The sequence below is a fragment of the uncultured Marinobacter sp. genome, from assembly GCF_947259545.1.
GTDB lineage: Bacteria > Pseudomonadota > Gammaproteobacteria > Pseudomonadales > Oleiphilaceae > Marinobacter.
The window spans coordinates 86,889-109,633 of sequence record NZ_CAMYMK010000008.1 but is presented as its reverse complement, the minus strand read 5'-3'; the positions used below and the strand labels follow the sequence as shown (position 1 = coordinate 109,633).

The following is a 22,745-nucleotide window of genomic DNA, read 5'->3' as shown; positions in this document are numbered from 1 at the left end:
TCTGCCTTGTATCTACCCTGCCCGGGCATTACCCTTTACGAATCCCCTAAGTTTTAATGAGAGTCCGGTTGCAATGAGCGACAGCGCGAAGCCCCGTATCAGCAGTGGTTCCAAATTCCGCAACGAGCATGGTTTTTCAGCCATCAAGGATGGAATCAAGCAATCCGGACACAAGGATACGCCGGCCGTTGAGCGCAAACCCAAATGGCTGAGGGCGCGTATGCCCGGCGGGGAGCGCTATGACGCCGTTCGCAAAAACGTCAGCGAACACCGTCTAAGTACCGTCTGCCAGGAATCCCATTGCCCCAATATTGGCGAATGCTGGACCAACGGCACCGCCACCATCATGGTGATGGGCTCTGTATGTACCCGCGCCTGCCGCTTCTGCGCGGTGGATACAGGCAACCCCAAGGGATGGCTGGATCACGAAGAGCCGGAAAATACCGCCAAGTCAGTGGAACTGATGGGGTTGCGATATATCGTGCTGACCTCTGTGGACCGGGACGATCTGGACGACGGCGGCGCGGCTCATTACGCAGCCTGTGTTTCCGCCATCAAGCAGCGCACGCCGGAGGTGGCGGTTGAAGCACTGACCCCGGATTTCGACGCAGTGATGTCGGATGTGGAAAAGGTGGTGGATTCCGGCCTGGACGTATTCGCCCAGAACGTGGAAACCGTCAAACGCCTGACCAGCCGCGTGCGTGATCCCCGTGCCGGTTATGAAAAAACCCTGAGCGTACTGGCCCATGCCAAGCAATACCGCCCGGATGTTCTCACCAAGACCAGCCTGATGCTAGGACTGGGTGAAACCGAGGAAGATATCCTGGAAACCATGGACGACCTGCGCGCCATCGGTGTGGATATCCTGACCCTGGGCCAATACTTGCGCCCCACCCCGAACCACCTGCCGGTGGAGCGTTATGTCACACCGGAAGAATTCAATCGCTACCGCGACATCGGCCTGAAAAAGGGCTTTATGGAAGTACCTTCCGGGCCCATGGTGCGCTCCAGCTACCGTGCGGATCGGGTCTTCGACAAGAACAACCTGGGCCTGACCGTGCCCGAGGTGCCCGCCAGTGATATTCAGCAGATTCCGGTCAAGACCCTCGACTAAGACCATTGTGAGTCATTGTTAAATCCAACAAAGACCATGACCTGGAACAAGGAAAAGTTCACCAGCTACTGCTAGCTTTAGCGTTTCCAGGCTCATCTTGACCTTCCAATACCGGAAGTCACTGGCTGAAGGGAAAGCGGGTTTCTATGCTGCAATTACTCAAAAACGCACGGCTGAAATACAAATTCTGGCTGCTGAACATTGTCGTACTGACCGTACTTTGCCTTCTGGTGCTCTATGCCATGGGCAGCATCGCCTCCGCCACTGACCGCACGTTTGCCGACGTCTTCAGCGACACCGCACTGGAATTTGCCGGAATTGTGGCAATACTGATGGCCCTGGAAATGGCCGGCTCCCAGTTACTGATTTCCTTTATTGAACGCCATGTTAATCGTCTCAAAAGCACCATGGTGGATGTACAGGCCTCAGGCAACCTCAGCCAGCGGGCCGAGGTGGATTCCACGGATGAAATCGGTGAAATGGGCGACGCCTTCAACGCCATGCAGGACCGCACCATGGGCGTGGTCAGGAGCATGAAGGAAGCCATCGACCGACTACACAGCGAGGTCCGTGAGCTCACTGCCGCCGCCGAGGCCCGCCGGGATGACCTGGCCCGACAGCAGTCCGGTGCCGACCGTTCTGCCGAAGTGATCGAAGCCATGCTTCAGAGCTTCAGCGGCATTGCCGAGCAGGCGAGCATTGCCAAAACCCTGTCTCACGAAGCCCGCAGTACGGCCCAGGAGGGTGGTGAACGGGTATCCCGCAGTGCCGACTCCATTCGCCGTCTCGAAGAGATCATTCGCCACTCGGCATCCAGCGTGGAATCCCTTGCCGAGAACAGCCACGAGATCAGCCATGCGGTCACCGAGATCAAGGGTATTGCCGAGCAAACCAACCTGCTTGCCCTGAACGCCGCCATCGAGGCTGCCCGTGCTGGTGAGCAGGGACGCGGTTTCGCAGTGGTTGCTGACGAAGTACGCAACCTGGCCCAACGGGTACAGGACTCCACCGACCAGATTCAAGATACGATTGATCGCCTGCTCACGGCCATGGACACCGCTGTCACCCAGATGACCGAAAGCTCCGCAGACGCCAGTCGATGCGTGGAAGAATCCGAGGAGGGTCGCAAAGCCCTGAATGCCATCAACTCGGTTGTCGGTCGCATTGACGAGACCAACGAGGAAATCGCCACCATGTCGGCAGATCAGACCGCTTCCACCGACGACGTACTGGCCAACGTACAGGGTATCCGTGACACCACCCAGAATATGGTGACCCAACTGGCCGAGAGCGCCGATATGACCCAACGCCTCAAAGACCTGATCGACTCGCTGGAAGTGGCCTCAAACAGGGTCACAGTTAACTGACAGTTTGTGGCACACTCTGCACTCGTTTTATAACAGTGTGGACTATGTGCCGATGACCCTGATCCGTTCCCTCTATGACCGGCTGATTCTCCCCCACCCGGTTGTTGTCCTGATTGTTTTCGCCAGCATACTCGTACTCGCCAGCCTCAGGCTCGACCAGTTCCGGCTGGATGCCTCGGCAGAATCACTCGTTCTGGAGAACGACCGGTCGCTGGAACAGTATCGCGAGGTCAACTGGCGCTTCACCACGTCCGACGACTTCCTCATCGTTACCTTCACTCCCGACGGCGAGCTGTTCAGCGAGGACACCCTGGGCACCCTTCGCCAACTGAGAGACGAGCTGGCAGCGCTGGACAGAGTCAGCTCCACCAACAGCATTCTCAACGTGCCACTGCTCCACAGCCCGGACCTGACTCTCGACACCGTGGATTCCGAGATCCGGACCATGGACGAAGACAACGTGTCGCCGGACACGGCCCGCAAGGCGCTGCTGGAAAACCCGCTCTACCCCAACCTGCTGATCAGCGAGGATGCCAGGACAACGGCCATCCAGGTTAACCTGCCCACACCGGACCGCTATTTCGACCTGCTCAACCAGCGAGAGGCACTGCGCGATAAGGTTGCCAGTGATACCGCAAGTGAAGAGGACCGGAGAAAGCTCGAGCAGGTCAGCAACGAATTCATCCGCTTCACCGAACAGATGGGCGCGAAACGGGACCAGACCATCAGCCAGGTTCGCACCATTCTGGACAGCTACCGGGACCACGCCGAAATCTATCTGGGCGGCGTCCCCATGATCGTTGCCGACATGATCCGGTTCATCAAGAGCGATCTGTCCACATTCGGCGTGGGTGTGCTGATCTTCCTGCTGCTGACCCTGGCAATCATCTTCCGCCAATGGCGCTGGGTGCTGGTGCCCCTGTTGTGCTGTGGTTTCACGGTATGGCTGGTGATCGGATACCTGTCCTGGACCCAGTGGCCGGTGACGGTGATTTCCTCCAACTTCGTGTCGCTGCTGCTGATCATGACCCTGTCCCTGACGATTCACCTGATCGTCCGCTACCGGGAATTCCAGCACGATGAACCGGAGGCAGCCCCCCGGGACACTTTGAGGCGTACGCTGCTGGCCATGATCAAACCCTGCTTCTACATGGCCATTACCACAATCGTGGCCTTCGGATCACTGACCTTTAGCGGCATCCGCCCGGTGATTGATTTTGGCTGGATGATGACCATTGGCCTGTCCGTTGCGTTCCTGATCACGTTCCTGATCTTTCCGGCGTTGCTGACGCTGCTGCCACCGCCCCTTGACCGTTTGGTCGCATCCGACCGGATCCCGTTCACCGATGCCTTTGCCCGCTTTACCGAACACCACGGCAAGATGGTGATTGGCGGTTCCGTGGTGATTGCCGTGCTGTGCGTGGTTGGAATGAGCAGACTTACCGTTGAAAACAGTTTCATCAACTACTTCAAGTCCACCACGGAAATCCATCAGGGCATGATCACGATAGACAATCGCCTCGGAGGCACCACCCCGCTGGATGTGGTGATCACCGACGACCCTCCCCCTGAGAACGCGGGCTCGGGCGATCCTTTTGCCAGTGATTGTGACCCGTTCGTCGAGGATTGCGGCGAGACTGAGGAGTACCGGGACACCTGGTTCACCTACCAGAAAATGGAGCGTCTCAGGAGCGTCCACAATTATCTGGACAGCTTGACGGACACCGGCAAGGTGCTGTCCATCAGCACGACGCTGGACCTGTTGGCACAGGTCAACGGCGGTGAGCAGCTGGATGCGCTGCAGCTGGCCTTTGTGCCGACGGCGGTACCGGACGACCTTCAGGACATCCTGCTGACCCCGTACATCTCCGAAGAGCACGACCAGGCCCGCTTCAGTGTTCGTATCCTGGAAACCATGCCGGATCTGCGGCGCGATCAGTTGCTGGACACCATTCACGAACACCTGACCGGTGAGCTTGGCTTTGATGACGATCAGGTACTCTTAACCGGTATGACGGTGATGTACAACAACATGCTGCAAAGTCTGTTCGAGTCCCAGATCAAGACCCTGGGCCTGGTGTTCCTGGCCATTATGCTAATGTTCCTGATCCTGTTCCGCTCGATTCTTCTGGCCCTGATCGGCATGGCCCCGAACCTGATCGCCGCCGGCTCGGTGCTGGGTCTGATGGGCTGGCTGGGCATTCCGCTGGATATGATGACGATTACCGTGGCGGCCATTACGGTCGGTATTGCTGTGGATGACACTATCCACTACATCCATCGTTTCAAGACCGAATTCGCCAAAGACGGCGACTACATCGCCACCATGCACCGCTGTCACCGCAGCATCGGCCGGGCGATGTTTTACACGTCCCTGACCATCATCATTGGTTTCTCGATCCTGGTGCTGTCGAACTTCATCCCGACCATCTACTTCGGCCTGTTCACCGGCTTCGCCATGTTCATGGCCCTGGCAGGCGCCCTGACCCTACTGCCGCGCCTGATCGTTCTGATCAAGCCGTTTGGTTCTGGTGCCGTGGAATAGCCTTATTGTAGCCTGCTGGTTTGGGAGGGGGAGTGTCTGTAATGATGCCCTTCCCAAAACCGCTACGAGCACATCCATGTGCGCTTCTCTCAGGCCATCCTTGGCCTTCGAAATTTTGGGAAGGGCACCATCACAGACACTCTTCTTACTTCTCAGATATCGCCTAAAGAGCCACTGAGACTTAACAATTCATACAAAAGAGTTTTCTGAAGGCTTTCTGAGAGGTCGAATCGCCTGTTGGTGTACTGGCCTCGACAGAATTTCGGAGGCCATGGATGGCCGGAGAGAAGCGCACAGGGAAGTGCTTGTAGCGGTTCTGGCGAGGCCAGTACACCAACAGGCAGCCCCCAAAGCCCAAAACAAAAAAGCCGCCAACGGTCAGGAACCGTGGCGGCTTTTTTCGGGTCAGGCGCTTACTGCTGCTGCATTTGCTGCTGCATCTGCATCTGACGGCGCTGTTGCATCTGCTGCTGCATCTGCTTCATGCGCTTGTCCAGCTCTGCGCGCTGCTCTTCAGTGAATACCGCATCCACCTTGGCCTGCATCAGGGTGGACAGGGCAGTCATCTCGCCAGTCAGGTCACCCAGCTTCTCGGCGTTGTCGCGGATGGCGTCTTCGTTATAGTCCGGCTTGATCTCGGCCTGAATAGTCTGCTGCAGCTGCTGAGCTTCCGCCTGAAGACCCTGAATCTCACCTTGCATCTCTTCGATGATGCCGCGAATCTCTTTCTGCTGATCATCGCTCAGACCCACCAGCTCCGCCAGCTGGTCTACCTGGTCGCCCTGGGGCCGTTGTTGCTGGCTCATGTCCTGAGCCATTACCGGGCCGGCCAGCCCGATAGTCAGAAGAGCGATACCAAACAGTTTTACAAGCTTCATAAATGTCTCCGTAAATTAAGCGGCAATTAACGTCAAACCGCTGATCATCATTGGTTTCTCGGTTCAGGTCCACCACCCTAAAACAAAACACCCTCCGCTTTCACCCCGATACCCCTTCTTTTTGTACACATTTCTCAATCTACCCGGCGGAATCCCGCAGCACCGGCGGTTTCAATCAAATGTGAAAATTTGGTCATTCCCGTCCATAATGGCGCGATTCAGCCAATTCTGGAGTGTCAACATGGCCATCAACTGGTTTCCCGGGCATATGCACAAGGCCCGCAAGGAGATCAAAAAGGTAATGCCGCAGATGGACCTTATCATTGAGGTCGTCGATGCCCGCATTCCTTTCAGCAGCGAGAATCCGCTCGTCCCCAACCTGCGGGGCGATACGCCACTGATCAAGGTACTCAACAAACGTGATCTGGCAGATCCGGACGTTACCGCCCGCTGGCAGGCCTGGCTGGAAAAAGAAAGAGGCGTTCGTGCCATCACCCTTACCCACAATCAGCGCGGCGAGGCCATGGAGATCCTCAAACTCGCTGCTGCGATGACGCCTGACCACGACCGCCAGAAAAGCGCACTGCGGGTGATGATCCTTGGCATTCCCAACGTCGGGAAGTCCACTCTGATCAATACCCTGGCTGGACGCCCGGCGGCGAAAACCGGTAACGAGCCGGCGGTGACTCGCGCGCAACAGGCCATCAAGCTGCCGAATAACATTCTGCTGTACGACACCCCGGGGTTCCTCTGGCCCAAACTGTCACCGGAAGCCTGTGGTTATCGTCTCGCGATTACCGGCGCCATCCGCAGTGCGGTGATTGATTTCGAGGATGTGGCTCTGTTCGAAGCTGACTACCTGCTGCAGGCCTACCCTGAGCTGATCATGAAGCGCTACGGTTTCGAGGAGCTGCCGGTGGACGGTCTGGCCCTGATGGATGCTATCGCCGCCAAACGCCGGTTCTTTGCGCGGGGAGGCATTCCCGACCTGCACAAGGTGTCCGAGGTACTGCTGAACGAGTTGCGGGCCGGCACGCTGGGGCGGATCTCCCTGGAGACGCCGGAGATGGTCGAGCAGGAAGCCCGTGAAGCCGAGGCCGCCAGGCTGGCCAGGGAGGCCAACCAGTCAGGGTGACGGGCAGCGGCAGACCCGAAACCAGCCGGCGGTGACGTATTCCGAGGGCAAGGCATCGAACATGTCCCGCGCGGTTCTCACCAGATGGGGCTGGTCGTAGAAACCGGCCTCTGTGGCAAGCCGTGACACGGATATTCCGGGCTCCCAGAATGCCAGCGCCCGGTTCATTTTCAGGTGAAGCAGAAAACGACGCAACGGCACGCCGGTCTGCTGACGGAACAGGTGGCTCAGACGCGAGGAGGACAGTCCGACGTACCCCGCCAGCAGGCTGACGTCCAACTTCTCCGGCAGCTCCCTTCGCAGGATTTCACAGACCTGTGACACCCGTTCATCCAGTGGTTCCGCCGGGCGTCCGGTGTTGGTCAATAATCCTTCCAGACAGCGTTCCACGGCTTCACAGGCTGGTTCCTGAACTGATGGCATCTCAAGGTGGTCCAGATTCAGGTCAGCCGAACCCGAATCACCAACCAGATGACACAGTGAGCGCCAGTGGCGGCTATCGGGATCCATCTGGGCAATCCACATGCTGGTAGAACCGGGATCGAGTGCCTGAATGACGTCGGGGGAAACGATGGCAGCCCGGGTACGACGCCAATGGCCGTCCACTTTCAGCTGGAATGTCTGATCCAGACCCACCAGCAGCGATGCGCTGATGTGTCGATGAGGCCGGTTCGGCATCAGCCGCCCAACCACCTGCCAGTGATCGGGCCAAAGGAACAGCGTGCCCTGGGGGTTGTCAGAGGCGGGGGCACGCCCCGCGGATTTCCATGTCATAGAATGCGCCTGATCAGGACTCTGCTGCCAAGCATACCCCAATCAGTACATGTCAGTGACCCCGGGCGGTGTTACTGGTGGCGTGCGTTCCCTGGGCATGGGGAACCGGGATGCCCAGCTTGGCGGCAAATTCGATGCTGACGAAGATCGGGCCGATCAGCAAAAACACCAGGTCCTCTACAAACGACGGCTTTTTACCTTCTACCTTGTGACCCCATACCTGAACCGCCCACGCCAGGACCCAGGCCACAAGACTGCTCCAGAACAGCGACCAACCGGCGGCGATAACGCTCTGGATAATCCACGCCGACAGCGCAAACCAGGCGGCCATCAGCACAAACACCCACACGGACAATCGCAGGTACACGATACCGGACACCACGGCGAGTATGGTGGCACCGTTGATCCATTCTGCCGCGGCGCCAGACAAGCCCAGCCACTGGCCTACCGGTATCAGCCACAGCAAACCAAGTGTCGAGATCAGGATGGCCGGCACACACACGATATGAACCCACTGGTTGACGGGGTTCTGATGGCTGTCGCCGTAATCATGGAGAAACTGGGACAAGCTACGCACAAAACTATCCTCTTGTTGTATTTGACGGATGTCATGTTATCAACGTCATCCGGCCCTGCCTTGTACGTAACGGCTATGAAGGAGCACCCGGGCGACGATTACCCTTACCAAGGTCAAATATCACCTGAGCGACAAAACACTTAAACTGCTCTGTAACGTCTGCGAACTATCAGCTCCACCCAACACCTGGGTGGGCTCATGAGGAGGAAGCTATGAGACGCGTTGTCGTCACCGGTATGGGCATTGTTTCATGTCTGGGAAACTCGACCGATGCAGTGCTGGACAGCCTGAAAAACGGCAAGTCAGGCATTCGCTTCAGCGATACCTATAAGGAGCTGGGGTTCCGCAGTCAGATTTGCGGTTCGGTGGATGTGGATACCAGTGTGATCGATCGCAAACTGCGTCGTTTCATGGGTCAGTCCGCGATGTACAGCTATCTGGCCATGCAGCAGGCCGTGGCGTCCGCCGGTCTGACCGAAGACCTGGTATCCAATGATCGCACCGGCCTGATTGCAGGCTCCGGCGGGGCGTCCAGCGCCAGCCAGGTCGAGGCGGTGGACTTGATGCGGGAGAAAGGCGTCAAGCGCATCGGCCCCTATATGGTCCCGCGCATCATGACCAGTACTGTCTCTGCCTGTCTGGCCACGGCGTTCAAGATCCGCGGGGTCAACTACTCCATGTCCTCGGCCTGCGCCACCAGCGCTCACTGTATTGGCCACGCCATGGAACAGATCCAGTCCGGCAAACAGGATATCGTGTTCGCCGGCGGTGGCGAGGAAGAGGACTGGAGCCTGACCATGCTGTTTGACGCCATGGGTGCCCTGTCCACCAAGTACAATGATGCCCCTGAAACGGCTTCCCGTCCCTTTGACAGCGGTCGTGATGGCTTTGTCATTGCCGGTGGTGGCGGCATGCTGGTGATGGAAGAGCTGGAGCACGCCCGTAAGCGCGGCGCAACGATTATTGCGGAACTCACTGGTTACGGCGCCACATCCGATGGCCATGACATGGTCGCCCCTTCCGGTGAGGGCGCCATGCGCTGCATGAAGCAGGCCCTGGCCACCGTCAACTCGCCAGTGGACTACATCAACGCCCACGGCACCAGTACGCCGGTCGGCGATGTCGCGGAGTTGGGTGCGGTTCGCAACGTCTTTGGTGATGACGTGCCAAGGATCTCTTCCACCAAGTCGCTGTCCGGCCATTCCCTGGGCGCATCCGGCGTCCACGAAGCTATTTACTCCCTGCTGATGCTCCAGAACGGTTTCATCGCCGGTACAGCCAACCTGAATTCTCCGGACGAAAAGATCAGTCAGATGCCGCTTGTTGGCCCCAGCGCAACGGAGGCTGAGCTGAATACCGTTATGTCCAACAGTTTTGGTTTTGGCGGCACCAATGCCTCTCTGATATTCCAGAAAGTCTAATCCCGCCGGCGGGGAGTCCACTCACCAAACGGACTCTCCGCCTTAACTTTTTATCAGTGACCATACGTATCGTTATTGGCTTGGCAGGCTATCCGTATTAGGCTACAAGCGTGATATAAATCAATCTGGGTAGACATCTGTCATGGACCGAGCAATCAGCGTCAAACTCTCTCCCTCGCTCAAGGCTTCCTGCCATACATGCAGCCTCAGCAATCTATGTCTTCCTCTTGCCGTTGATGAAAACCAGCTCGACCGACTGGAAGACATTGTGGAGCAGGGGCGAATCTATGATCGTGGTGATCATCTTTTTGACCAGGACGCGCCGTTCCGCTCCTGTCTGGCGGTCCGTAGCGGAGCTGTAAAAACCTCGATCATTACCGAGAACGGCAGCGAACAGGTCACCGGTTTCTTCCTGCCCGGTGAACTGGTAGGTCTGGACAGCTTGAGCGGAGAACGCTATGCATGCACCGCAAAGGCACTGGAACGCACCAGCGTGTGTCGATTCCCGATAGAGAAGCTGGAGGAGCTGACCAGCGCGATGCCAGAGCTTCAGCACCACATGTATCAGCTGATGAGCAAGGAAATCCGAAGCGGCCACCAACTGGCCATGCTGCTGAGCAAAAACAGTGCGGAAGAGCGCATCGCCGCTTTGCTTCTGTCGCTGTCCAGCCGTTTTCAGCGCAGGCGCATGTCTGGCACGAAATTCAACTTGCCAATGGCTCGTAGCGATATTGCCAACTTTCTCGGGCTTGCGGTCGAGACCGTCAGCCGGGTTTTCACCCGCTTTCAGAATCAGGGCATCATCAGGACTCAGGGCCGTGAAATTGAGCTTCTGGATACCGAATCCCTGCGTGGCGTTATGCCGGAGTTCAACCGCCAGGCCCCCTAGTAAAGATCACCGCTATGTAGCCGCCCACTGTCACTCAGTGGGCCGGCGAGTCCGTGGCCTGCTTGCCGGCAACCAATGACAGAGCATCCAGCTCATCTGACAATCCCGAGCGCCAAGGCAGCTGCTTGATACCAAACGTATTGCGGATTTTTGTGCAGATCAGGGTAGCGTTGGCCGGCTCCAGTGCGCCCCAGTCGGGCATTTCATCCACCACCCGAATACCGCTGGGAATCCCCGCTAAACCGGCAATTGCCAGCCCGAGTTCGTAGAGGGAGATTTCTTCTGCGCCGGCGTATTGATAGGTGCCCCACACTTCTGCGCCACAATCCAGCTGCAGGATCACCGCCTTCATCACCCTGGCCAGGTCCCGAACCGTGACCGGCTGTCCCCGGCAGCGGCCCGGCAACCGCAAGGTATCTCCCGGCCCCGTTTCCTGCTGTACTTTGCGAATGAAGCGCCCGAGGCTCCAGCCGGTGCGTAGAATAATGTGGCGGGGTAACAGCGTTCTCAGAGCCTGCTCACACTCCCATTGCCAGTTACCCAATTCATTGCAGGGATGGCCGGGATTGGAGGAAATATACGCATTCTGCTTGCGACCATCAAAAACGTAACAGGAGGACAGCTGCAACAGCGCCATGTCGCGGTCACGGGCGAATTCCGCCAACGCTATTGGCAGGGAAAAGGCGGCCTTGCGGACACCTTCGGGATCGCGTTCTGCTGCTTCAGGATCCGTCAGCCACAGGGCATTGACGATCAGATCCGTATCCGCAGGAATCCATTCTTCCAGGGCAGACAGGTCCGCCTTGTCCAGGTCGCTTACCAGCAACGGACTGATATAGAGCGGTGTATCCCGCAACCGCTCCAGCAATAGCCTGCCCAATGGACCGTAATCGTGAACTACAACAACATGCACAAGCGTCCCACGCCTCCCGAAATATCACTTATGTGACGGTCACCCGATAACGATCAAGCCAATGGCACTGCGGGTAACCGCCATACAATACTACGCAACTGAGCCAATCCGAACCTGAAGAGCATACAACAACAGGAACTGTCATGTTGAAACAACAAAGCCACATTGTTGCACCGATTCCCGATGAACTACGCACACGCGCCCTGTTGACCGTTGAAGAACTTCGCGGACGGAGCAAGGCCGACAAGGAAGCCATCGATAAGCTCTACAACCTGATTGTGGAGATGACCGAAGAAGGGCTCGACTTTTTCTTCCTTGAGCCCCTGCGACGCCTCAACGCCGGCAACATGATGATGAGCATGGCCAAAATGGGCATTGGCAGCATGCTCAAAGGCAGCAAGATGGTCATTCACAAGGTGCTGAAAAAGCTCGATGACCGTAGCCTGCACTCTATTCTGGACTTCGTCGAAGAAATCATCCACGAGCCGGAAACTGAGGCTGCCTGAGCCGCCTTCTGACTTACGGGTACAGCCTGGGCACCCGGGCTGTTACTCCCGTCAGGAGTTCATAGGCGATGGTGCCGGCATGCGTGGCGACTTCATCCACACTAACCCGATTGCCCCATAACTCTACCCGATCCCCGGCCTGAGCCTCTGGCGCCTCCGACAGGTCCACCGCCAGCATATCCATGGACACCCGGCCAATCAGGCGGATACGTTTCCCATTTACCGCTGCTGGCGTCCCTGTCCCGGCATGGCGAGGGTAACCATCACCATAACCCACAGCGACTATCCCCATCGGCGTCTCTTTTTCCGCAACCCAGGAACAACCATACCCAACACTGTCACCCGCCTTAAGTACACGCCGGGCAATTAACGGAGCTTCCAGCGTCATCGCCGCTCTCAGGCCCAGTTCGGGCCCGGTCACACCGAGGACCGGAGACGCACCATAAAGCATGATGCCCGGGCGGCTCCAGTCAAACAGCTCCTGGCCAGGGAAAAAGTGCGCAGCGGAATTCCCAACGCTTCTCTCAAGCTGTGGCCAGGCCGAGACGGCCGCTTTGAAACGCTGCGTTTGCGCCAGCGTAAAGCTGCTGTGATGGTCATCGGCGCACGCAAAGTGCGTGACAAAGCCTTGCAGCGCGGACCGGGTGTCTGGTGATGACAGCAAGGGCTCCACTCTCCCCGCCAGATCATCGGCCGAAAACCCGAGCCGATTCATACCGGTGTTCACTTTCAGCCAGAAATTCGGAATGGCCTGGGCCTCTCTCAGCCACGCCAGCTGGTAATCACTGTGCATGACCGGCTGGAAGCCCTGATGCGCGCAGAGAGCCACGTCTTCCGGCGCATGGGTCCCTTGCAGCATCACCACAGGATGGGTAAGTCCCTCCTCACGAACGGCCATCGCTTCTTCAAGACAGGCAACGCCGTAGCGGGGTGCCTCACCGGCCAATGCTCTGGCAACCTGCCGGATACCATGACCGTAACCATCGGCCTTGATCACCGCCATGGCCCGGGCGGAACCCGCACGCTCACAGGCCAACCGGTAATTGTGGCGCAAGGCCTCCGGGTCAATGCGGGCAACGGTACTTCGCGGCATCAGTAATCACCACCATAATCGCCGTAATCCCCATGGGCCAAGTCTTCGAACTTGGTGTACTTGCCGATAAACGCCAGGCGTATAGTCCCGATCGGACCGTTACGCTGCTTGCCGATGATAATCTCGGCGATGCCCTTGTCCGGGGTGTCTTCGTTGTAGACCTCATCCCGGTACACAAACATGATGACGTCAGCATCCTGCTCGATCGCGCCGGATTCCCGCAGGTCCGAGTTGACCGGACGTTTGTTGGGACGCTGTTCCAGACTCCGGTTCAGCTGGGACAGGGCCACTACGGGGCAACTGAGCTCTTTCGCAATCCCCTTCAGAGAGCGGGAGATTTCCGAAATCTCCGCCGTCCGGCCTTCGGTGTTGCCCGGCACCCGCATCAACTGAAGGTAATCCACCATGATCAGACCGATTTTGCCATCGTTCTCACGAGCAATCCGGCGGGCCCGAGAGCGCATTTCAGTGGGACTCAGGCCCGGGGTATCATCGATATAGAGCGGCTTGTCTTTCAGCAGGCTCACCGCCGAGGTCAATCGCGGCCAATCGTCCTCTTCCAGCTTGCCACCCCGCACTTTGGTCTGGTCGATTCGCCCCAGGGAAGAGAGCATACGCATGGCCAGAGCATCTGCCGGCATTTCCATACTGAATACCAGGACCGGCGTGCCGGTACTGATCAGGGCATTCTCCACAATGTTCATGGCAAAGGTGGTCTTACCCATGGACGGACGCCCCGCCACAATAATCAGGTCTGCGGGCTGCATACCGGAGGTCTGATCATCCAGATCCCGGAAACCGGTGGTCAGGCCCGTGGTCTGCTCACCGGACTCAAACAGCTCTTCAATACGCCCCAGGGTCTTGGTCAGTATCGGGTTAATGGCCTGGGGCCCAGATCCCTCTTTTACTCGAGACTCGGCAATCTGGAAAACATTGCGCTCGGCTTCGTCCAGGATCTCATTGCTGTTACGCCCGAGGGGATTGAACGCCGAATCGGAAATCTTGCCGGACACCTCCACCAGCTGGCGTAAGATGGAACGCTCCCGGACAATGTCCGCATAGGCCCGGATATTCGCGGCACCCGGCGTTTTTTCAGCCATTTCCGCCAGATAGGACAGCCCGCCGGCGTCCTCGATATCACCCGCACGCTCCAGGAACTCTGCCAGGGTAACCACATCCAGCGGTTCGCTCTCGCTGGCAAGGCGCTCCACCGCAGCAAAGATCAGTCGATGGTCCTGGCGGTAGAAGTCAGCGGCTGAAATAACCTCACTGATTTCATCAAACCGGCGGTTATCCAGCATCAATCCACCAAGAACAGCCTGTTCGGCTTCGACGGAATGAGGCGGCACCTTGATCCGGCTGGTTTCTATATCTGTTTTTGCGGGCTTGAGATTGGGATTGGCCATGAACACATCTTCAGTTAAGGATCATTTCCGCGACAGTTTAAGCCTATTACATCCGCGATGGGAGGGCTGCAAATAGAAGATCATATCAGAAAGCAACAGGCCCGGAACCGCTTGCGCGGACCGGGCCTGTACAGCGGAGGTTCCGAACAACCCGGAACCCCTGCCTGTGCCACTGGCCGTGTCAACACTCCGGCTGAGACGCCGGACTGCCACACCGCCGTCTCCGATTACTCGGCGACAACAACCAGCTTGATATTAACGGTAACGTCAGAGTGCAGTTGCAGCTCGATGTCGTACTCGCCGGTCACGCGCAGCGGACCTTCAGGCAGACGAACTTCGCTCTTCTCGACTTCAGTACCGCCAGCAGTGATAGCGTCAGCAATGTCGCGCACACCGATTGAACCGAACAGCTTGCCTTCTTCACCTGCCTTGGAGGCGATGGTGAAGGAAGCGCCTTCCAGAGCTTCGGCACGAGTCTGGGCAGTAGCCAGCTTTTCAGCGGCAACCTTTTCCAGTTCTGCGCGGCGCTCTTCAAAGGCCTTCAGGTTTTCAGCAGTGGCTGCAACAGCTTTGCCGTATGGCAGCAGAAAATTACGACCGTAACCGGCCTTTACCTTGACCTTGTCACCCAGTGAACCAAGGTTTGCTACTTTCTCGAGCAGAATAACTTCCATCTCGTTAACCTCTTCGTGCTTTATTCAGCCGGCCCGGCGGGCTTGATTCGCCCCCGGATATCCAGCCAGCTATCCACAAACGCCAGAAACACCAACAGAATCATCAGGCTTGGGCCCAGAAGCACCAGTGCGATGTAAAACAGCACCAGCCACTGACCACTCAGACCTTTACGACCAACCACACCGTGAACAAGCGCCAGCGCCGCAACAAAAAGCGGCATGCCCGCAGCCCATCCGAGCAACATCGTGTTCAGCCCCAGAAGAGGCCCTACCACCATGGTCACTGCGCACAGCACAGCCACCGGGGGTGACAGCCGAAAAGCATGAAACTCTTTCCGGAAACCGCCGGGATTATAAAGCCCGGCCTGCCAGGATCTTGCCAACATGGTCATCGCCACACCTGTTACCAGGTAGGTACCTGCCATGCTGGCATTCATGGTGTCCCGAATGACTGTCTCCAGCTCATCGCCCAGACTGCGGGCCACCTCGGCATTGTATTGTTCGTAAAAACTGACCCCGGTGCGGACCAGATCATCCAGCAACCCCGGGTACATCACAGGCAACATCAGCCCTGTGACAATCGCCAGAAAGCTCCCTCCAAGAAGGGCTCTTTCCCAGGACAGAGATACTCTGAGAATGGAGGCCATCAGCATCACTTCGAGCAATACCGCCAGCGCTGTCGGGTCCTGCCCGAACCAGCTCCAGCCCAGTGCCGGAAGCAATGCCCAGAGACCGATATTCAGTCCCTGGCCGATACCCAACCTGAGAATCACCAGGCCGATAACGGCAGCTCCAACCCAGAACAGCAGGGGTATCGCAGTAGCAACTGCAGCAACCCCGCCTGCCTGCAGGGGACCGCGCATTACAAATTGTGCCAGTGCACGCATGGTCCCAAGTCCTGTTTATCTGTTAATTAGTTATCGTGGCTGTCCGAGTACGGCAGCAGAGCCAGGTAGCGGGCACGCTTGACAGCGGTAGCCAGCTGACGCTGATAACGTGCTTTGGTGCCGGTAATGCGGCTGGGCACGATCTTGCCGGTTTCAGTGATATAACCTTTCAGGGTGTCCAGATCCTTGTAATCGATCTCTTTAACACCTTCTGCCGTGAAGCGGCAGAACTTACGACGTCTGAAAAAACGAGCCATAACTTAACTCCTCAACTCCGGTTAATTACTCTTCTTCGTCCTGGGTCTCAGCCTTCTGACGCTCGTCAGATTCGGCCGGACGACGTGCCGGACGCTCATCTCCACCAGAACGACGGTCCTCACGGGACTCGGCGGCTTTCATCGGAGACAGATCGGTAACAGCTTCATCGCGACGCAGAATCAGGTCACGGATGATGGCATCGTTAAACCGGAAGTTGTGGGTCAGCTCGTCCATAGCGGCCTGTGAACATTCAGCGTTCAGCAGCACGTAATGAGCCTTGTGGATCTTGTTGATCGGGTATGCCAGATGACGACGGCCCCAATCTTCCAGGCGATGTACCTTGCCGCCATCTTCAGTGATGACGTTGGTATAACGCTCGATCATCGCGGGCACCTGCTCGCTCTGATCCGGGTGTACCATAAAAACGATTTCGTAGTGACGCATGAGTTCTCCCTACGGTTTAAACAGCTTCCTTTTTAACGAGGGGTATGAAGCACCCACCGTCGCTAAATATGAAAGCAAGGAGGTGGCAGTCACGCTGCCGGTTTCTTTTTGCTTTATCAATAAGGCGTTACAGAAAGGCCCGATCAAAAGCGTCATGTTGCTGCCCGGAATTCAGACAATACAACACCGCCCCTATAAAAAGGGGTGCCGTATTCTAGGCGTGTCGGGAGTTCTATGCAAGCCTCTGACGCAGCGCTTCGTATAGACAGACCCCAGTCGCCACGGAGACATTCAGGCTGTCCACATGGCCCAGCATCGGAATGTTGATCAGGGCGTCGCAATGTTCCCGGGTCAGCCGCCGCATCCCCTTGCCCTCAGCCCCCATCACCAGGGCCACGGCACCGGTGAAGTTAGCCTGATACAAAGTACTGTCAGCCTCGCCGGCGGTACCAATCAGCCACACCCCCTCATCCTTCAGGGTTCTCAGACAGCGCGCCAGGTTGGTCACTCGCACAAAGGGCACGGTTTCCGCTGCACCACAGGCGACCTTGCGGGCCACAGGCGTCAGGGTTGCCGATTTATCCTTGGGAACAATCACGGCCTGCACACCGACGGCATCCGCCGTTCGCATGCAGGCGCCCAGGTTATGAGGATCGGTGACACCATCCAGCACCAGCAGAAACGGTGGCTTATCGGACCCGGCCAGCATGGCCATCAGATCATCTTCGCCCCACTCGCGGCTTTCCGACACCGCGGCCACTATCCCCTGGTGGACACCGGACACCTTTTCATCCAGCTCCTTCCGGTGCACCACGCTCCAGCGAACACCGAGCTCCTCAAGAGCGGAAGTAATGCCTTTTACCCGCTTGTCCTGACGCCCGGTCTGTATCCAGACCTGCTGCAGCCGCTCCGGCTCGCGCTTGAGGACAGCCTCAACCACATGCCAACCAAATATGAATTCTCCGGACACTGATTATTTTCCTGACTTGCGGGATTTCCGTTTTTTATCCTTGCCAAGGGCCAGCTTGGCCGCCTGAGCCACGAGCTCGTCCCTTGCCGACATCGGCTCATTACTTGACCCCTTCTCGCTCGCCGCCGGCTTGCCTTTGGGCTTGTCACCTGCGGCTTTGGCCGGGCGTTTTTTGGGCGACGCCTTCTCTCGGGAATCCGACCGGGACTTGGGCTTACCATCCCTTCCCGCACCCTTGCCTCGCCCTTTCGCTTTGCCACGAGGCTCCTTCCGAGTCAAATCCAGCGCATCCCTGTCGGCCTGACGATGACGGGGCTCACTGATCAGCTCAAGGTCAATTTTGCGATCTTCCATGCCAACACGGACCACCTTAACGCGGACCTCGTCGCCGAGCCGGAAACTCTGGGCGGTGCGCTCTCCGATCAGACGATGCTTGGCTGCATCATGGTGGAAGAAATCACCGCTGAGGGTTGAAACATGAACCAACCCTTCAATATAGACGCCAGACAACTCCACAAAGAAGCCAAAAGGCACCACGGCGGCTATCACGCCATCAAACTCTTCACCTACGTGATCGCTGAGGTATTCACACTTGAGCCAGGCCATGACATCACGAGTGGCGTCGTCCGCCCGGCGCTCGGCCATGGAAGTATGCTCACCAAGCCGTTCCATGCTCGCATAGTCATAGGGGTATTCAGCCAGCTCCGGGTCCAGCTTGGGCGGCTTGACCACATCCTTCGCTGGTTTCTCGCCATGCACGATGGATTTGATGGCCCTGTGGGCGATCAAATCCGGATATCGGCGAATGGGCGAGGTAAAGTGGGCATAGCTGGCAAAGCCCAGGCCAAAGTGACCGCTTTCCTCCGGGCTGTAGACCGCCTGACTCAGGGATCTCAACATGACCGTCTGGATCACGTTGGCGTCCGAGCGATCCGCAATCTCAGAAAGCAGAGCCTGGTAGTCCGCGGAGGTCGGGCTGTCACCGCCACCCAACTGCAGTCCCAGCTCTGCCAGGAACAACCGAACGGCATTCAGGCGCTCCTCCGAAGGACCATCATGAACGCGATACAGGGCCGGCAATTTGTATTTCTTGAGGAAGCGGGCCGTGGCGACGTTGGCGCACAGCATGCACTCTTCAATGATCTTGTGGGCTTCGTTGCGCTGCACCGGAACAATCTCTTCAATCTTCCGGTTGGCATCAAAAACAATCTTGGTTTCGGTGGTTTCGAAATCAATGGCTCCACGCTCGGTACGTGCCTTGCGCAGCAATTGGTATAGACCGTAAAGGTTGTGCAATTGCGGCAGCACGTGGGCGTATTGCTCACACAAACGGTAGCCGGATTCGGTATCCGGCTGAGTCAGCATGTCGCTCACCTTGTTGTAGGTAAGACGCGCATGGCTGTACATGACCGCCTGATAGAAGCTGTAGCTGCTGATATTGCCCGCGGCACTGATGGTCATATCAGCCACCATGCACAGACGATCCACCCCCGGATTCAGGGAGCACAGACCATTGGACAGCTTTTCTGGCAGCATCGGTACCACGTGATCCGGAAAATACACAGAGGTACTGCGATTGACGGCTTCCTCGTCCAGCGGCGTTTCCGGCCGCACGTAATGGGAGACATCGGCAATCGCGACCAGCAACCGGTAACCACCACGGGCCCGGGGTTCGCAGTAAACCGCGTCATCAAAGTCCCGGGCAGTTTCATCATCGATGGTGACCAAGCGAAGGTTGCGGATATCAACGCGATTTGTCTTGTCCTTCTCCGCCACCTCCTCCGGAATCTTCGCGACCTGCTCGCCTACCGCGGGCGGCCAGCTATGGGGAATATCGTAGGAACGGATAGCGACATCGATCTCCATGCCTGGCGCCATGTGCTCGCCAAGTACCTCAACCACCTTGCCTAACGGCTGGGTACGCACGGTCGGCTGACGAATAATATCCACCACCACATACTGACCATGACGGGCCTCACCACCATGCTCTTGGGGGATCAATACCTCGTGGTTAATGCGGGCGTTCTCCGGAACCACAAAGCTGATGCCACTTTCCTGGAAGAAGCGACCGACGGTCTGACTGGTCTTGTGCTCCAGCACCTCAACAATCACACCTTCCCGGCGCCCCTTGTCATCGACACGGTCAACCCGAGCGGCAACCCGATCACCATGAAATACCTGACGCATCTGGCGGGCGGTGAGGAACAGGTCGCTGCCGCCATCATCCGGAACCAGAAAACCGAAACCGTCCTTGTGCCCTATTACCCGGCCCGTGACCAGATCGGCTTCTTCAATGGGCAAATAAGCACCGCGACGGTTGCAGATCATCTGACCATCACGGCACATGGCTATCAGCCTGCGACGCAACGCCTCGATGCCTTCGGGGGAATTCTGCCCGAGTTCCTGGCAGAGGGTTTCGTGAGTAGCCGGGGCACCACGCTCTTTCAGGTGCTCAAGAATGAACTCCCGGCTCTGGATGGGGTTGTCGTATTTTTCCGCCTCACGACTGGCGTGCGGATCACTGTCCGTCTTTTTTCTGGAAACCATTCGGGTCCTTGTCCTGTCCGCCTCTCAATAACGCGGCTATATTGCATGTGCTCAGGAGTATAACGCCGGTTCGGCCACCCTGCCTAACCGGCAACAAAATAAAGCCATTAAATTCCCGAAAAATTCCAAAAAAAATGTTTGACAGCTTTTTCCGCAATCATTAAAGTACGCGCCATCGGTTGAGGGACACACCTCACCGCTGGCAGAAACGCCAAGTTTTCAATAAACTGTGGACGTCTCTGTGAATCACCTGCCGAGGTGGTGAAATTGGTAGACACGCTAGCTTCAGGTGCTAGTGGGGGCAACCCCGTGGAGGTTCAAGTCCTCTCCTCGGCACCACTTCCTCCCTCAGGAAGTGGCAAGAAAAAATCCCAAAGCAGCTATTAAAGTCACTCAGGCACGCACTGGCCCGAGCTATTCTTATTGCACCTGTTCCGTCAAATAGGCCGACAAGCGCTGGTACTGGTAATTTACCTGCCCGAATACCCCGAATGGCACCTCTTCGAACTCCCGGCCACAGTCCGCAGGCGTTCCGGGCTCGGTGAGATACGCCTCCGCAATCAGGTTGGGCTGGTCGTCCACGTAATCTACAGCACCTTCCTCCGGATAAACCATGACCCAGTCGAACCCGCCTTCCGAGGAAACGTGGTCAAGCCCGGCCATATCCAAATCGGCGAATGAGTAGCGCAACAGCCGGAAATACTCGTTGCGGGCATCGAACTCCAGCGTCAAATCATCAAAGCCAACCGGGGCATCAATAGCGCTGTAACTGTAATCCTGCTGTCGGGAAACCACATGCCCTGCGTCTTTAACGTCCTCAGGCAGAGCACACTCGTCCGACAGCTCCGACAGGCTCAGCACGGCTCGCTCCTCCCCGTTGACCAGCAACCGATGACCGGTGACCAAAGGCGTTCCATTGGCGTAGTCCAACTGAAGCACACGGTCCTCGCTGTCAGAAGTCGCCGTCAGCTCCGCAACACCATCATCACCCCGGATCCAGCTGTAAGTCACTTCCGGCGGCCCTCCGAACTCGGAGGTATCGGCCAGGCTCTCCTGACATTGGGTGGTGGTTTCGAAATAGATCCGCTGGCTCTCCCAATCGAAGGTCAGTCGTTCATCCACGCCACCGCTCTCATAGGCTACCCGACTTTGCAGCGACAGCGAGATGGAGGGCAGCCACTGGGTGCCCAGGCTTGCCATTTGACCACCAACAGTGACCAACCGCGCCAACTCCGTCATCGAAGGCGCCATGCAGCCCTCTGCCGAAATAGCTTTCACCCGGCCATCGGGGCCATAGGCAAATGACAGCTCCGCAGTGGTCATCAGGCTGGACGGACTGGTAGGCAAGTCTCCGTATTCGGACTGGGCCGAGACCACCTGCCGCGTTAACAGCACCGGGTCGGACAAATCCAGCTCCACCTCTGGCAACGCCAGGTTACCGACATCAACACCGGCATACCCTCCCGCAGACGCGGCATCGTCCACAATAGCGACAACGTCTGGCGCATTCCGGGCAAGTGACAGCCCCAGCAGGTAAACCGCTTGCCGGCTCAGGAGCCGCTCGGTTCCATCGGCGCCGCTGGCCGCCAGCTCCTCGCTGTACGGCACAGGAAACTGACTTGCCATGAATCGGGCAAACGCCCGGGCATAAGCGTGGGCCCGCTGGTCCCCGGACTGTATGTAATCTGACAGCAGGTTCACGCTCGCCATGGAGGAGTCGACGCTTCCCGAAACCGCAGAGCCCTCGCCCGCCAGGCCGCGATAACGAGCCAGGGTGGTTAACGGCGTAACCTGCCGGACACCTGGTGGTGCAGACATCAGATAGGCTTTGTCGACAGGCCGATCACCATCGGGTAACTGCTCCACCGTCTTTCCCGGCAATGCCAGAGCGTGCAGGGAATAATCCCTGGGATCAATGTCGGGGGCTTCGCCAGGATCACGCACCAACGACTGAGTATCCAGCGAAAACACACCGTTAGCCCCGGACATCGCCGTGGGCTCCCCTTCCCGCAGGATCACTTCGGTGCCGGATTCCAACACGACGGTCAGGGGCCCCGGTGAGTATTGGCCGTCCCCGTCAATATCAAGCCATACCCTGGCGTTACGCAGGTATCCGTCGATCACTCTTCCAGTGTAAGGGGCGGGCTCACTGTAGTTAACGCCGTCGAAATCACGACCATCGATGGGCAGCTCATCAGACTTTTCGCCACAGCCGGCCATAGCCAGGGCAAACAGCGATACAGACAGAGGAAGAAGGCTTTTCATGGCAGCAACCGGTTATCCTTGTTGGAGGTTGTGCCGCTACTCTAGGGGATGTTGCAGAAGGGAACCTTGATAGGCTTGGCAA

General features: G+C 57.6%; 20 protein-coding genes and 1 tRNA gene. 8 read left to right on the top strand and 13 right to left on the bottom strand.

Annotated elements, in window-relative coordinates; genetic code table 11:
- The first annotated feature begins 73 nt into the window (after nucleotides 1-73).
- The 3 genes from lipA (at nucleotide 74) to Q0Y21_RS12150 (ending at nucleotide 5,026) form a co-directional block, all read left to right on the top strand.
- Entirely contained in the window at nucleotides 74-1,114 is a 1,041-nt protein-coding gene (gene lipA, locus Q0Y21_RS12160) for a lipoyl synthase (RefSeq protein WP_297795732.1), read from the top strand.
- A gap of 146 nt (nucleotides 1,115-1,260) precedes the next feature.
- Nucleotides 1,261-2,481 carry a methyl-accepting chemotaxis protein gene (locus Q0Y21_RS12155; protein WP_297795729.1) on the top strand — a complete coding sequence of 407 codons (1,221 nt, stop codon included), beginning with the start codon at nucleotides 1,261-1,263 and terminating at the stop codon, nucleotides 2,479-2,481.
- Between the two features lie 52 nt (nucleotides 2,482-2,533).
- Nucleotides 2,534-5,026 carry an MMPL family transporter gene (locus Q0Y21_RS12150; protein ID WP_297795726.1) on the top strand — a complete coding sequence of 831 codons (2,493 nt, stop codon included), beginning with the start codon at nucleotides 2,534-2,536 and terminating at the stop codon, nucleotides 5,024-5,026.
- Nucleotides 5,027-5,439: 413 nt separating this feature from the next.
- Here the strand turns inward: Q0Y21_RS12150 and Q0Y21_RS12145 are convergent, their stop codons facing one another.
- A complete protein-coding gene (locus tag Q0Y21_RS12145; protein WP_297795723.1) occupies nucleotides 5,440-5,904 on the bottom strand; it encodes a Spy/CpxP family protein refolding chaperone in 465 nt (154 codons plus the stop codon).
- Between the two features lie 241 nt (nucleotides 5,905-6,145).
- On the opposite strand from Q0Y21_RS12145, the gene ylqF reads away from it, so the two are divergent.
- A complete protein-coding gene (gene ylqF, locus Q0Y21_RS12140) occupies nucleotides 6,146-7,039 on the top strand; it encodes a ribosome biogenesis GTPase YlqF (RefSeq protein WP_297795720.1) in 894 nt (297 codons plus the stop codon).
- On the opposite strand, the gene Q0Y21_RS12135 is transcribed toward ylqF, so the two are convergent.
- A complete protein-coding gene (locus Q0Y21_RS12135) occupies nucleotides 7,031-7,813 on the bottom strand; it encodes an AraC family transcriptional regulator (protein ID WP_297795718.1) in 783 nt (260 codons plus the stop codon). The two genes, ylqF and Q0Y21_RS12135, sit on opposite strands and share 9 nt — an antisense overlap.
- 52 nt (nucleotides 7,814-7,865) lie before the next feature.
- Complete coding sequence (locus tag Q0Y21_RS12130; RefSeq protein WP_297795715.1) at nucleotides 7,866-8,390, bottom strand: Mpo1-like protein; 525 nt, start codon at nucleotides 8,388-8,390, stop codon at nucleotides 7,866-7,868.
- A 212-nt stretch (nucleotides 8,391-8,602) separates the two neighbouring features.
- Here Q0Y21_RS12130 and fabB point away from each other — a divergent pair, with 212 nt between their 5' ends.
- Together fabB and fnr are read left to right on the top strand one after the other, a co-directional pair.
- Nucleotides 8,603-9,811, top strand: coding sequence for a beta-ketoacyl-ACP synthase I (gene fabB, locus Q0Y21_RS12125; RefSeq protein WP_297795712.1), 1,209 nt, complete (start codon nucleotides 8,603-8,605; stop codon nucleotides 9,809-9,811).
- Nucleotides 9,812-9,953: 142 nt separating this feature from the next.
- Complete coding sequence (fnr, locus tag Q0Y21_RS12120) at nucleotides 9,954-10,700, top strand: fumarate/nitrate reduction transcriptional regulator Fnr (protein WP_297795708.1); 747 nt, start codon at nucleotides 9,954-9,956, stop codon at nucleotides 10,698-10,700.
- Nucleotides 10,701-10,734: 34 nt separating this feature from the next.
- Here fnr and Q0Y21_RS12115 read toward each other — a convergent pair whose 3' ends face one another.
- A complete protein-coding gene (locus Q0Y21_RS12115; RefSeq protein ID WP_297795705.1) occupies nucleotides 10,735-11,613 on the bottom strand; it encodes a sugar nucleotide-binding protein in 879 nt (292 codons plus the stop codon).
- A 143-nt stretch (nucleotides 11,614-11,756) separates the two neighbouring features.
- Here Q0Y21_RS12115 and Q0Y21_RS12110 point away from each other — a divergent pair, with 143 nt between their 5' ends.
- Nucleotides 11,757-12,119: a hypothetical protein gene (locus Q0Y21_RS12110; RefSeq protein ID WP_297795703.1), complete on the top strand. Its 363-nt coding sequence runs from the start codon at nucleotides 11,757-11,759 to the stop codon at nucleotides 12,117-12,119.
- Nucleotides 12,120-12,132: 13 nt separating this feature from the next.
- On the opposite strand, the gene alr is transcribed toward Q0Y21_RS12110, so the two are convergent.
- The 8 genes from alr to rnr all read right to left on the bottom strand — a co-directional run bounded on the left by alr (nucleotide 12,133) and on the right by rnr (nucleotide 20,398).
- On the bottom strand, nucleotides 12,133-13,212 hold the full coding sequence (gene alr / locus Q0Y21_RS12105; protein WP_297795700.1) for an alanine racemase: 1,080 nt from the start codon (nucleotides 13,210-13,212) through the stop codon (nucleotides 12,133-12,135).
- Nucleotides 13,212-14,618: a replicative DNA helicase gene (dnaB, locus tag Q0Y21_RS12100; protein WP_297795696.1), complete on the bottom strand. Its 1,407-nt coding sequence runs from the start codon at nucleotides 14,616-14,618 to the stop codon at nucleotides 13,212-13,214. Before dnaB ends, alr begins: the two co-directional genes overlap by 1 nt.
- A gap of 227 nt (nucleotides 14,619-14,845) precedes the next feature.
- A complete protein-coding gene (gene rplI, locus Q0Y21_RS12095) occupies nucleotides 14,846-15,292 on the bottom strand; it encodes a 50S ribosomal protein L9 (protein ID WP_297795693.1) in 447 nt (148 codons plus the stop codon).
- Between the two features lie 20 nt (nucleotides 15,293-15,312).
- Complete coding sequence (locus Q0Y21_RS12090; RefSeq protein ID WP_297795691.1) at nucleotides 15,313-16,179, bottom strand: hypothetical protein; 867 nt, start codon at nucleotides 16,177-16,179, stop codon at nucleotides 15,313-15,315.
- A 26-nt stretch (nucleotides 16,180-16,205) separates the two neighbouring features.
- Nucleotides 16,206-16,436, bottom strand: a complete 231-nt coding sequence (gene rpsR, locus Q0Y21_RS12085) for a 30S ribosomal protein S18 (RefSeq protein WP_012138917.1) — start codon at nucleotides 16,434-16,436, stop codon at nucleotides 16,206-16,208.
- A gap of 25 nt (nucleotides 16,437-16,461) precedes the next feature.
- Nucleotides 16,462-16,881, bottom strand: a complete 420-nt coding sequence (gene rpsF / locus Q0Y21_RS12080) for a 30S ribosomal protein S6 (protein WP_297795687.1) — start codon at nucleotides 16,879-16,881, stop codon at nucleotides 16,462-16,464.
- Nucleotides 16,882-17,113: 232 nt separating this feature from the next.
- Complete coding sequence (gene rlmB, locus Q0Y21_RS12075; RefSeq protein ID WP_297795684.1) at nucleotides 17,114-17,851, bottom strand: 23S rRNA (guanosine(2251)-2'-O)-methyltransferase RlmB; 738 nt, start codon at nucleotides 17,849-17,851, stop codon at nucleotides 17,114-17,116.
- Between the two features lie 3 nt (nucleotides 17,852-17,854).
- Complete coding sequence (rnr, locus tag Q0Y21_RS12070) at nucleotides 17,855-20,398, bottom strand: ribonuclease R (protein WP_297795681.1); 2,544 nt, start codon at nucleotides 20,396-20,398, stop codon at nucleotides 17,855-17,857.
- Between the two features lie 252 nt (nucleotides 20,399-20,650).
- On the opposite strand from rnr, the gene Q0Y21_RS12065 reads away from it, so the two are divergent.
- Nucleotides 20,651-20,737 (top strand) — tRNA-Leu (locus Q0Y21_RS12065).
- 81 nt (nucleotides 20,738-20,818) lie between these two features.
- Here the strand turns inward: Q0Y21_RS12065 and Q0Y21_RS12060 are convergent.
- Entirely contained in the window at nucleotides 20,819-22,663 is a 1,845-nt protein-coding gene (locus tag Q0Y21_RS12060; RefSeq protein WP_297795678.1) for a hypothetical protein, read from the bottom strand.
- Between the last annotated feature and the right edge of the window lie 82 nt (nucleotides 22,664-22,745).